A 10,872-nucleotide genomic window follows, 5' to 3' on the forward strand; every position below is an offset into this window, starting at 1 on the left:
TGCGCGGCCGTGCCGGCTTCGCCGCGGGGCTGCGCCACGCCCGGCCGGATGCGCGGCTGCTCACCGGCTTCTGCGGCGACCAGCACGACCCGGCCCTGGCCGAGGCGTGGACGGCCGCGCAGGCCGCTTCGGGGGCGGAGGTGCAGTTCGCCATGCTCGATGGCGCGCGCCCTGGCGCCATCGCGGCATGCCGCGCCGCGGGCATCCGCGCCATCGGCAACGTCCGCGACTGGACGCTGGAGGACCCGGTCTTCCTCGCCTCCGCCGTGGCCGACAACGGCGTCGCCGTGGAGGCGGCGGTCGCCGCCTTCCTCGCCGGCCGATTCGAGGACCGGCGCATCGGGCTCGAGGCGCCCGAGGCGGTGCGCCTGGCGCTGGCCTCCGACGTGGACGCCCGGCTCGCCGCGCGGCTCGAGGCGCTGCGTGACGACCTGCTGGCCGGCCGTGTGACGGTGCCGGAGAGCTACGACGGCCCGCAGTGGCGGCCCGGCTGAGTCACGCCTCCGTCACGCCGCACCACAGCGCGATCAGCGCCGCCACCACCGCCACGCCGCGCCGGTAGTCGGCCTCGTCCACCCATTCGTCGCGGCCGCCATTCTGCGTCAGGTCGCCGCAGAGCGGACCGAGCCCGACGCAGGGGATGCCCGATTGCACCATCGGGTTGCGGATGTCGGAGGAGGTGTGCAGCGGGTTGATCTCCGGTGCCTGCCCGGTGCCGAGCCGCACCGCCTCGCTCGTCGCGATCCACAGCGGATGGTCCAGCTTTACCTCCGCGCCAGTGACGCCGGAGAGGAACACCAGCTGCGGCGGCGTCTCGCGCAGGAAGGGGTCTGCGGCGACGGCTTCGGCCACTGCGGCTTCCACCTCCGCCTGCACCGCGGCGAGCTTCTCGCCCGGCGGGAAGGCCAGCGCGCAGGAGAGCTGCACCGCCGGCGCGACGCGGCTCGCGCGGCCGTCGCCCAGCGTGCGGATGTCGCCGACGAGCAGGTTGGTGGAGCGTCCGATCGCGGCCTGCAGCGCCGGGTGCGTCACGCGTTCGCCGCGCCGCGCATCCAGCGCGCGCAGCGCCGCCAGCACGACCATCGCCTTGTCCACCGGGTTCACCGCGACATGCGCGAAGGCGGCGTGCCCAGGCTCGTTGGTCGCGGGCAGGCGGCCCGGCACGACGATACGGAAGATGAGCTGCCCCGCGGCGAGCGCCTTCACCTCCCGCATGCCGACGCCCGATTCCGCCGGGTGCAGGTAGACCGCGGCATCCGCGGCCACGCCGCCATGCAGCAGCGCGTGCACGCCGCGCGCGTGGCGCTTGGACGGCGTGCTGGCCAGGATCACCTCGCCCTTCGGCCGCAGCCCGGCGTCGCGCAGCACGCGGATCGCCTCGACCATGGTGGCGACGCCGGCCAGGTCGTCGGCGACGCCCCAGCCATGGATGCGCCCGCCATCGACCTCGCCGGCCAGCGGGTCGTGGCGCCAGCCATGCTCGGCCTGGAAGGGCTCGCCGTCGGGGTGGGCGAAGAAGATCACGCTGCGGCCGCCGCCGGCGCCGGGCAGCCGCGCCAGCACCGCCTCGCGCTCCTCCGCCGCCATCGCGGCCTCGGCGGCGAATTCCTCGCGCAGCTTCACCTCGGCGGGGCGGTAGCGGCGGCGTTCCACCGAGCAGCCGAGCGCGGCGGCGGCCTCCGCGACGCGGGCCTGCACCGCTGCCTCACCCTGGGACTGCAGGCGGATCAGATCGCGCAGGAACTCCACCGCGGCTGCCCCGCCTGCCTCCGCCGCGCGCTGCACACGCGCCACCGCCTGGTCCATCGGTTCCCGCTCCCGGAATGTCGCGGCGATGGTTGGGCGGCGCGGCGGGGCCGTCAACGCGGCGCTTGCCGATCCGGCGCGGCCGTGACCATCCTTCCGCCGTGGCTGACCACCGCTGGGGAGCGGTTCGACGCGCGTGATGCGACTGATCATCGGGGCGAAGTGGTCCTCGACCTGGACGATGCGCGGCTGGCTCGCCTGCCGCCTCTCCGGCCTGCCGTTCGAGACCGAGACGCTCTACCTCTCGCGGCCCGACAGCAAGGCGAAGCTGGCGCAGGCCTCCCCGACCGGGCTGATCCCGGTGCTGGAGCATGACGGCTTCCGCGTCACGGACACGCTCGCCATCGCCGAATACCTGTGGGAGCTGGCGCCGGGCTGCGACATCTGGCCGCAGGAGCGGCGCGCGCGCACCGCGGCGCGGATGTCGGCGGCCGAGATGCATGCGCATTTCGCGGAGCTGCGCGCGGCGCTGCCGATGAACCTGGTGAAGCGCTGGCCGATCGCCAACGGCATCCCCTCCAACGTCAAGCTGCTAGGCCGGCCGGGGGTGGAGGCGCAGGTGGCGCGGGTGCAGGAGAGCTGGCGCCAGACACGCGCCGCCTGGGGCGCGGGCGGCCGCTATCTGTTCGGCGCGCGCTTCTGCTTCGCGGATGCGATGTGGGCGCCGATGGCCAGCCGTTTCCGAACCTATTCGGTGGCGCTGGCGCCGGATGCGCAGGCCTATGCGGAGGCGGTGCTGTCGCACCCCCATGTGGCGGAGTGGCTGGCAGGGGCCGAGGCCGAGGCGCGCGAGATCGGCTGGGAGGCCTGCGCCGCCTGGCCGTGACGCGGCAGGCCTTCCCGCATGGGAGGGGCGGCGCCCTGCGGCGCCGCCCCTGTAAGATCCACCGACAGGTGTAAAGCCTGCCGACAGCTCGCCCCGGTCAGGCCGCCTTGCGCCGCCGTGCCAGGCCGAGGCCGACCAGCCCCATGCCGAGCAGCGCCAGCGTGCCGGGCTCCGGCACCTGGTGGATCAGCACGGAGAGGTCCTGGAAGTCGGTGTCCGTGCCGCCGACCCCGCAGGTCGTGATGCCAGGGATGATATGGCATTCGTCGCTGAGGCCGACCACCACATCCGTGCCAGTGCGCGTGAGGAGGTTGCCCGGGTTCGGGTTGGTCAGCCAGTTCGAGTCCCGGACATTGGCCAGGTAGGCGCCCGTGCTGGTGGGGCCGGAGGTCCCGCCGGTGGCGATGCCGCCGTTGTTCAACTGGTGCGGGCCGCCCGACGCGCCGTTCTGGTCGAAGATGTAGTAGAAGGGGATCAAGGTGTTGGCGGCAAATGTCGTCGTGAACGTCGTGTTGATCGGCGTCGCAGCCGCGCAGAGGGCCGACCCGCCCTTGTTGCAGAAGATGGCGTCGAAGCCGTTGCCAAGGTTGAAGTCGGTATCGATCACGAAGGCATTGATGTAGCTGGCGTTGCCGGCGCCGAGATAGGTGAAGGTGTACTGGCCGGCATGTACCGCCGTGACGCCGCCATTCACGAAACCCCGCACGTTGGTCGGGATTCCCTGTCCGGGCTCCGCCTTGAAGGTGTCGGTGCCGAGCGCCGGTGGCCCGACATACTCGCTCACGGCCAGGCCGGCCTGCGCCGACGAAGCCCCGATCATCACCGACACTGCCATCGCGGCAAGGCCGACGCCGATCGCTTTCGTATTCTTCATGCTCGCTCGCTCCCCGCTGGTTGAGCAACCGCGAGCGTTGCAAGAAGCGGACCATAGATTAGCGCATTGAAATACACCGATGTGATCTGCAAGAAAATTACGAGTGTAAGGAAAGATGACGCCTTATCCTTCCCGCAAGGTTCGCTGGACATTTCCATTGTGGCAAAGACATGCAACGCAGCGGGCGCCTCTGGCGGCAAGCGCCGGATGTCCGAACACGGTCCGGCTGCCACGTCACTCGGGCCGACAGGGATCGGTGCTCGCCGGAAGGTGCCGCCGCGCCGGGCTCCTGCAACCATCAGGCGTGTTGCGTCTCGGCGTGTCGCGTCTGGCGGATGGGGTGGGATTCGAACCCACGAGACGCTTTCACGTCTACACACTTTCCAGGCGTGCGCCTTCGACCGCTCGGCCACCCATCCAGCGCAGGGGGCGGGTTCTAGCCACCCACCCCCGCCAGTTCAACCCCGCGCCGGCAATGCGGGGGCCTCGCGTCAGTCCGCGTACTGACCCGCCGCCTGGATCAGCGGACGCCACTTGGCGATGTCCTGCTGCCAGAATGTGCGGTGGATCTCCGGTGTCGCGCGCTCCACCGGCACCGGGGCGGTGCCCAGGTCGGCGAAGCGCCGTGCGATCGTCTCGTCGCGCAGGGCGGTGACCAGCGCGCGGTTGAGACGCTCGATCACGGGGCGCGGCGTGTTGCGCGGCGCGTACAGCCCGTGCCAGACGCTCACCTCGAAGCCGGGCAACCCGCCCTCGGCGGCAGTCGGCAGGTCGGGCAGGGACGCCACGCGCTGCGGCGTGGTCACCGCGAAGGCGCGGATCGTGCCGGCGCGGATCTGCTCGGTGGTGTTGGTGGTCTGGTCGCACATGAGGTCCACCGTGCCGGCGACCAGGTCGTTCATCGCCGGGCCGGTGCCGCGGTAGGGCACCGTGGTGAACGGCGTGTCGAGCGCCTTCTGGAACAGCAGGCCGCACAGATGGCTGGCCGCGCCGATGCCCGCATTGGCGTAGTTGATCTTCTCCCGCTCCCGCCGCGCAAAGGCGACCAGCTCCTGCAGGTTGGAGGCGGGGAAGTTGCGGCGCGCGACGAGCGTCATCGGCACCTCGGTCACCAGCCCGATCGTCTCGAAGCCGTTGACCGGGTCATAGGCCAGGCGCCGGTAGAGCGTCGGGATCGTGGACATGCCGATGTGGTGCAGCAGGATCGCGTAGCCGTCCGGCCGAGCCTGCGCGATGCGCTGCGCGCCCAGCGTGCCGCCCGCGCCGCCGACATTCTCCACCACCATCGGCTGGCCGAGCTCGGCGCCCATCGCCTGCGCGATCAGCCGGCCGACTGTGTCGGTCGGGCCGCCGGCCGCGAAGGGGATCATCATGCTGATCGGCCGGCTGGGGAAGGGCGCCTGCGCCACGGCCGGCGCCGCGAGCACCAGGCCCGCCGCCGCGCCCAGCAGGGCGCGCTTGCCAAGAGGGATCATGAGACTGCGTTCTCCCAACGTCGTTCCGACGCCTCGATACCCGGACGCGCCGCCCGCTGACCACTGGATTTACGGCAACGGATGCCGCTCGGCCAGTTCCGCCCGCGCCGCCGCATTTTTTTCGGCCAGCGCTCTTGATGTCCATCAAGTGGATTACAGATTACCGACAATTCATGAAAGAGGGAACCTCCATGCCGCGTGTCCATCGCCGCGCGATCCTGGCCGGCGCTGCCGGTCTCGTCGCGCCGCTCGCCCTGCCGCGCCTCGCGGACGCCCAGTCCGCCCTGCCGGACCGGCCCGTCCGGATCATCGTCCCGTATAACGCCGGGGGCATCACGGACGTGATCAGCCGCGGCATGGCGGTCGGCCTGCAGGCCGCGCTCGGCCAGCCTGTGGTGGTAGAGAACCGCGCGGGCGCCAACGGTACGGTCGGCACGCTCGCCGCAGCGCGCGCCCCGGCCGATGGCACCACCATCACCATGGGCATCACTGACACCTTCGCGATCAACCGCTCCACCTTCCCCTCGCTGCCCTATGACGACGAGCGCGACTTCGCGCCGATCTCCATGGTCACGCGCGTGCCGTTCGCGCTGATGGTCGGCGCGCACCGTCGCGAGATCACGGACTTCGCCAGCTTCGTGCGCGAGGCGCGGCGCGAGGCCGGGCGGCTCTCCCACGCCTCCTGGGGCGTCGGCTCCTCCTCGCACCTCGTCTTCGAGTTCATCGCCCGCAACCAGGGCTTCGAGAAGCTGCACGTCCCCTTCGCGGCGCAGGCGCCGGGCATGCAGGCGGTGGCTGCGGCGCAGGTGGACAGCATGGCGCTGCCGGTCGGCGGCGCGGAGAGCCTGGCGCGCGACAACCGCGCGCGCATCGTGGCGCTGGCCCATCCGCACCGCATCGACCTCACGCCGAACGTGCCGACGCTGACCGAACTCGGCGTGCCGCTGGCGACCGGCCTGTGGCTGGCGCTCTACGCACCCGCCCGCACGCCGCCCGCCGCCATCGCGCGGCTGAACGAGGCGGTGCGCGAGGGCATGCGGAACGAGCAGACGCTGAGCGTCTTCCGCCAGCAGGCCGGTGCGCCCGAGCCCTCCACCCCGCAGGAGCTTGCCGATTTCGCCCGGCGCGAGCGGGAGCAGTGGGGCCGCGTGGTGCGCGAAGCCAACATCACCGTCAATTCGTGATGCGGGCGGGGGCGGGCCGCGCCGCCCCCGGTCGCTGCTGCGCAAGGCCCTCCGTCGCGTCGCGGCGGAGGGTCTTTCCGTTCAGGCGTCCATCTTGAGCGCGGCGATGAAGGCGCTCTGCGGGATCTCCACCTTCCCGAACTGCCGCATGCGCTTCTTGCCCTCCTTCTGCTTCTCGAGGAGCTTGCGCTTGCGGGTGATGTCGCCGCCGTAGCACTTGGCGGTGACGTCCTTCGACAGGGCGCTGATCGTCTCGCGCGCGATGACGCGGCCGCCGATCGCCGCCTGGATCGGGATCTTGAAGAGCTGGCGGGGGATCAGCTCCTTCAGCTTCTCGCAGATCTGCCGCCCGCGCCGCTCCGCCGCGCTGCGATGCGCCATGAAGGACAGCGCGTCCACCGGCTCGGCGTTGACCAGGATGGAGATCTTGACCAGGTCGCCTTCCTCGTAGCCGTCCTGCTGGTAGTCGAAGCTGGCATAGCCGCGGGAGACGGACTTCAGGCGGTCGTAGAAGTCGAACACCACCTCGTTCAGCGGCAGGCGATAGACCGCCATGGCGCGGTTGCCGACATAGGTCAGCTCGATCTGTCGCCCCCGCCGCTCGTTGCACAGCGTCAGCACCGGGCCGAGGTAGTCGTCCGGCACCATGATGGTGGCCTTGATCCAGGGCTCCTCGATGAGGTCCACCACGCTGCCATCCGGCATGTCGGCCGGGTTGTGCAGCTCGATCTCCTCGCCGTTGGTCTTGCGGATCTTGTAGACCACGCTCGGCGCCGTCGCGATCAGGTCGAGGTCGAACTCGCGGGACAGGCGCTCCTGGATGATCTCCAGGTGCAGCAGGCCGAGGAAGCCGCAGCGATAGCCGAAGCCGAGCGCGGCGGAGGTCTCCGGCTCGTAGTGGAAGGACGCGTCGTTCAGCCGCAGCTTGGCCAAGGATTCGCGCAGCTTCTCGAAGTCGTCGGCATCCACCGGATACAGGCCGCACCACACCACCGGGATGGAGGGCTTGAAGCCCGGCAGCGGCGCGCTGGCAGGGTTGCGGTCGTCGGTGATGGTGTCGCCGACATTGGTGTCGGCCACCGTCTTGATCGCCGCGGTGACGAAGCCCATCTCGCCCGGGCTCAGCCGGTCCACCGGCACCATCTTCGGCGTGAACACGCCGACCTGCTCGATGGTGTGGACCGAGCCGTTCGACATCATGCGGATGCGCTGGCCCTTGCGCAGCTCGCCATCCTTCACGCGCACCAGCACGACGACGCCGAGATAGGCGTCGTACCAGGAATCGACGAGCAGCGCCTTGGTGGTGGCGTTCACGTCGCCCTGCGGCGGCGGCAGGCGGGTGACGATGGCCTCCAGCACGCCCTCGATGTTGAGCCCCGTCTTCGCGCTGATCATCACGGCGTCGGAGGCGTCGAGGCCGATCACGTCCTCGATCTGCTGCTTCACCCGGTCCGGCTCGGCGGCCGGCAGGTCGATCTTGTTCAGGACCGGCACGATCTCGTGGTTGGCGTCGATCGCCTGGTAGACATTGGCCAGCGTCTGCGCCTCGACCCCCTGGGAAGCATCCACCACCAGCAGGCTGCCCTCGCAGGCGGCCAGGCTGCGGCTGACCTCGTAGGCGAAGTCCACATGGCCCGGCGTGTCCATCAGGTTCAGCGTGTAGGTCTTGCCGTCCTTCGCCAGGTAGTTCAGGCGGACGGTCTGCGCCTTGATGGTGATGCCGCGCTCCCGCTCCAGCTCCATGTTGTCGAGGAGCTGCTCCTTCATCTCGCGCGCGGTCACGGCGCCGGTCGTCTGGATCAGGCGGTCGGCCAGGGTGGATTTCCCGTGGTCGATATGCGCGATGATCGAGAAGTTGCGGATGCGGTCGAGGGGTACGTCGGTCATCGGATGCCCGTGGATTCCCGCCCCACATAGGGGCTGGGCGCCGTGCTGGAAAGCTTTCGCCGCGCTGCGGCGTCAGACCGCCGGGCGCGCGGCCTCCCGCGGTGGGTGGAGCAGGGCCAGCGCCTCCTCCATCGCGATCTCCCGCCCCGCCTCGATCCCCTCCAGCGCCTCCGCCAGCTCGGCCGGCGTGCCGCCCCAGGGGCGGGCGGGCAGAAGCTGGAAGCGGTAGCGGCCGTCGTGCAGCGGCAGCAGGTTGATGTCGGTGCGCAAGGCCGGGTGGAAGATGCCGGCGACCGGCAGGTGGATCGTCTCCGCCTCCGAAAGCCAGGCCGCCAGCCAGGAGAAGGTGCTGACGGCGACGCAGATGTGGCGGGAGGCCCGGATCGTCTCGAAATCCGGGATGGCACCGCGGGAGGGGATGAACTCCGCCCGCGGGAAGCGCGCCCGCAGCCCCTCGGAATAGGCGTCCTTGCCGATCTGGCCCAGGAAGACCGGGCGCAGCCCGCTCTCGCCGACCAGCCGCTCGTAATAAGCCGCGGGCAGGGGCAGGTAGCCGGGATGGCCGCCGCCGCCCTCCCGCACGAAGGGGGCGCGGATGTTGATGACCAGCCAGTCGGCGCCGAAGCCCTCGGGGCGCGGCGCCGGACTGGGGAACAGGCCGCGCACCGTCTCCACCGGCTCCAGGAACTCCATGCGGCAGCCGAGCGCGGAGGTGGCGACCCCGCCGATCAGCCCGTGGCGCAGCAGGTAGGCCACGCGCGGCAGGTCCACCCGGTGCCCGCCCAGCAACAGGTGCCGCGCCGGCAGCGGGTGCTGCGGCGGCACCAGCCCGAATTCCGGCAGCGGATCGCCCGTGACGACGGCGCCCGGCACCTGGCGCGCCAGCATATGGGCGAACATCGCCTGGAACATCTTGTTGCCGAGGCGCCCGCCGACCAGCCGCGCTTCCACGATGGGACCCATGCGCCGGTGTATCGCCCCGGCAACGGCGGGGCCAGCGCCTCAGCTGGCCGCGGCGCGCGGCGGCAGCAGCCGGCGCAGCCGCCACATCGCCCAGGCGCCGAGCAGCGGCCCTGGCGCGAGCACCGCGAAGGCCCATTCCCATCCCAGCCAGGCCACCGCCGCCGGCACGATGCCGATGGTCAGCACCGTCAGCAGGAAACCGAGCGAGGTCTGCACCGTCAGCATCGTGCCGACATAGTCGGGCGGCGAGAGCGTCACGATGCAGGCCGAGAACTGCGCCGAATCCGCCACCACCGCGAAGCCCCAGACCAGCGCGATGGCCAGCACCAGCGCCGGCGCCACCGCCGCCGCCGGCCCGACCAGCAGCGCGCAGGCGCCGGAGGCCAGCATGCAGAGCGCAGCCGTCGCCGCCCGGTCCCAGCGATCCGCCAGCAACCCCGCCGCGACGCAGCCCACCGCCCCCGCGCCGAGCACCGCGAACACCCACGGCCCCGCCGCGCCCGGCGGCCCGCCCAGCACGCCGGCCAGGAACAGCCCGATCCAGGCCCACATGGCATAGAGCTCCCACATGTGGCCGAGATAGCCGAGGTTCGCGAGCCGCAGCCCCTTGTTCCGCCAGGCCTCCAGCGCCTGGGACGGCCGGAAGGGCGGGCGCGCGCCGAGCAGCGGCCCGGGCCGGAAGGCGAGGATGCAGAGGCCGCCCGCCGCCGCCAGCACGCCGGCGCCCAGATAGGCCGCCTGCCAGCCGATGCCGCCGAGCAGCGTCGGGATCAGGTGCGGCAGGGCCGAGCCCAGTGTCACCGCCCCCACCAGCAGGCCGATCAGCAGCCCGAGGTCGCCGCGCGCCCAGGACGCCGCGAGCTTCATGCCCACCGGATAGACCCCGGCCATCGCCGCGCCCGCGACGAAGCGCAGCGCCAGCGCCGCGGCGCCGGAGGGTGCCACCAGCGTCTGCGCCAGCGTCGCCGCCGCGGCCAGCAGCCCGCAGGCCAGGAAGAGCAGGCGCGGGTCCCGCCGGTCCGCCAGCGACAGCACCGCAGAGACCAGCGTCCCCGCCACGAAGCCGAGTTGCACCGCAGCGGTCAGCCACCCCGCCCGCGCCGGCGTGACCAGGCCCTCCGCCAGCAGCGACGGCACGGCCGCCGTGCCGGCGAACCAGACCGAGAGGCACAGCACGACACCGAGGCAGAGGACGGCGAGGTTGCCCGCCTTGCCGTCCCGTGCCGCGCCCATCGCGCTCACCCCCGCAGCACCGCGCCCGTCGCCTTGGTCACCGCCCCGACGATCTTCTGTCCGGCCGCCTCGATCTCGGCATCCGTCAGCGTCCGCTCGCGCGGCTGCAGCGTCACCTGGATGGCCAGGCTCACCTTGCCCTCGGGCAGCTTGTCGCCGGCGTAGCGGTCGAACAGGACGACATCCGCGACGAGCGCCTTGTCGGCGGCCCGGGCGGCACGCAGCAGCGCCTCGGCCGCGACGCCGGCATCCACCAGGAAGGCGAAGTCGCGGCGGACGGGCTGGAAGGCCGGCAGGTCCGGCACGCCCTTCTTCCGCTTCTTCGGCTCCGCGATCGCGTCGAGGAAGACCTCGAAGGCGACCGCCGGGCCCGGGATGTCGAGCGCGGCACGCACCTTCGGATGCAACTCGCCGAAGGTTGCGAGCACCACCTTCGGCCCCTGCCGCAGCACGCCCGACCGGCCTGGGTGGTAGAAGCCGGGCGCATCCGCCGTGACCTGCACGCCCGCCATCGGTGCGCCGAGCGCGGCCAGCACCGCGACCGCGTCGCCCTTGGCGTCGAGCCAGTCCACCGCGCGCGCCGGCGCGGCCCAGTTCGCGCCGGTCAGGCCGGCCCGCAGGCCG

At 71.8% G+C, this 10,872-nt stretch carries 10 protein-coding genes and 1 tRNA gene; 3 read left to right on the top strand and 8 right to left on the bottom strand.

Going from position 1 to position 10,872, the window contains the following annotated elements:
• On the top strand, positions 1–494 hold a 494-nt coding region (locus OZN99_RS16815), incomplete at its 5' end, for a BMP family lipoprotein (RefSeq protein WP_270936417.1).
• 1 nt (position 495) lies between these two features.
• Here the strand turns inward: OZN99_RS16815 and OZN99_RS16820 are convergent.
• Positions 496–1,806, bottom strand: a complete 1,311-nt coding sequence (locus OZN99_RS16820; protein ID WP_270936418.1) for a M20 family metallopeptidase — start codon at positions 1,804–1,806, stop codon at positions 496–498.
• Between the two features lie 139 nt (positions 1,807–1,945).
• On the opposite strand from OZN99_RS16820, the gene OZN99_RS16825 reads away from it, so the two are divergent.
• Positions 1,946–2,632, top strand: coding sequence for a glutathione S-transferase N-terminal domain-containing protein (locus tag OZN99_RS16825; RefSeq protein ID WP_270936425.1), 687 nt, complete (start codon positions 1,946–1,948; stop codon positions 2,630–2,632).
• Between the two features lie 97 nt (positions 2,633–2,729).
• Here OZN99_RS16825 and OZN99_RS16830 read toward each other — a convergent pair whose 3' ends face one another.
• The 3 genes from OZN99_RS16830 to OZN99_RS16840 form a co-directional block, all read right to left on the bottom strand.
• Positions 2,730–3,506: a PEP-CTERM sorting domain-containing protein gene (locus OZN99_RS16830; RefSeq protein WP_270936419.1), complete on the bottom strand. Its 777-nt coding sequence runs from the start codon at positions 3,504–3,506 to the stop codon at positions 2,730–2,732.
• A gap of 329 nt (positions 3,507–3,835) precedes the next feature.
• Positions 3,836–3,925, bottom strand: a tRNA-Ser gene (locus OZN99_RS16835).
• 72 nt (positions 3,926–3,997) lie between these two features.
• Positions 3,998–4,981: a tripartite tricarboxylate transporter substrate binding protein BugD gene (locus OZN99_RS16840; RefSeq protein ID WP_270936420.1), complete on the bottom strand. Its 984-nt coding sequence runs from the start codon at positions 4,979–4,981 to the stop codon at positions 3,998–4,000.
• A 191-nt stretch (positions 4,982–5,172) separates the two neighbouring features.
• Between OZN99_RS16840 and OZN99_RS16845 the strand changes: the two genes are divergently transcribed.
• Positions 5,173–6,165, top strand: coding sequence for a Bug family tripartite tricarboxylate transporter substrate binding protein (locus OZN99_RS16845; RefSeq protein WP_270936421.1), 993 nt, complete (start codon positions 5,173–5,175; stop codon positions 6,163–6,165).
• 81 nt (positions 6,166–6,246) lie between these two features.
• Here the strand turns inward: OZN99_RS16845 and lepA are convergent, their stop codons facing one another.
• From lepA to OZN99_RS16865, 4 genes are all read right to left on the bottom strand, one after another.
• The gene (lepA, locus tag OZN99_RS16850; protein ID WP_270936422.1) at positions 6,247–8,052 is read right to left on the bottom strand and encodes a translation elongation factor 4; all 1,806 of its coding nucleotides are present in this window, start codon (positions 8,050–8,052) and stop codon (positions 6,247–6,249) included.
• Positions 8,053–8,124: 72 nt separating this feature from the next.
• A complete protein-coding gene (locus OZN99_RS16855) occupies positions 8,125–9,015 on the bottom strand; it encodes a hypothetical protein (protein WP_270936423.1) in 891 nt (296 codons plus the stop codon).
• A gap of 39 nt (positions 9,016–9,054) precedes the next feature.
• Positions 9,055–10,248, bottom strand: a complete 1,194-nt coding sequence (locus OZN99_RS16860) for an MFS transporter (RefSeq protein ID WP_270936424.1) — start codon at positions 10,246–10,248, stop codon at positions 9,055–9,057.
• A 5-nt stretch (positions 10,249–10,253) separates the two neighbouring features.
• On the bottom strand, positions 10,254–10,872 hold a 619-nt coding region (locus tag OZN99_RS16865; protein WP_456299882.1), incomplete at its 5' end, for a phenylalanine--tRNA ligase subunit beta-related protein.

This window comes from Falsiroseomonas oryzae (genome assembly GCF_027856955.1).
GTDB classification, from domain to species: domain Bacteria; phylum Pseudomonadota; class Alphaproteobacteria; order Acetobacterales; family Acetobacteraceae; genus Falsiroseomonas; species Falsiroseomonas oryzae.

Coding starts and splice junctions, on each gene's coding strand:
- OZN99_RS16840 (WP_270936420.1), bottom strand. CDS start 4,981: ATGATCCCTCTTGGCAAGCGCGCCCTGCTGGGCGCGGCGGCGGGCCTG.
- OZN99_RS16855 (WP_270936423.1), bottom strand. CDS start 9,015: ATGGGTCCCATCGTGGAAGCGCGGCTGGTCGGCGGGCGCCTCGGCAAC.
- OZN99_RS16830 (WP_270936419.1), bottom strand. CDS start 3,506: ATGAAGAATACGAAAGCGATCGGCGTCGGCCTTGCCGCGATGGCAGTG.
- OZN99_RS16860 (WP_270936424.1), bottom strand. CDS start 10,248: ATGGGCGCGGCACGGGACGGCAAGGCGGGCAACCTCGCCGTCCTCTGC.
- OZN99_RS16820 (WP_270936418.1), bottom strand. CDS start 1,806: ATGGACCAGGCGGTGGCGCGTGTGCAGCGCGCGGCGGAGGCAGGCGGG.
- lepA (WP_270936422.1), bottom strand. CDS start 8,052: ATGACCGACGTACCCCTCGACCGCATCCGCAACTTCTCGATCATCGCG.
- OZN99_RS16825 (WP_270936425.1), top strand. CDS start 1,946: ATGCGACTGATCATCGGGGCGAAGTGGTCCTCGACCTGGACGATGCGC.
- OZN99_RS16845 (WP_270936421.1), top strand. CDS start 5,173: ATGCCGCGTGTCCATCGCCGCGCGATCCTGGCCGGCGCTGCCGGTCTC.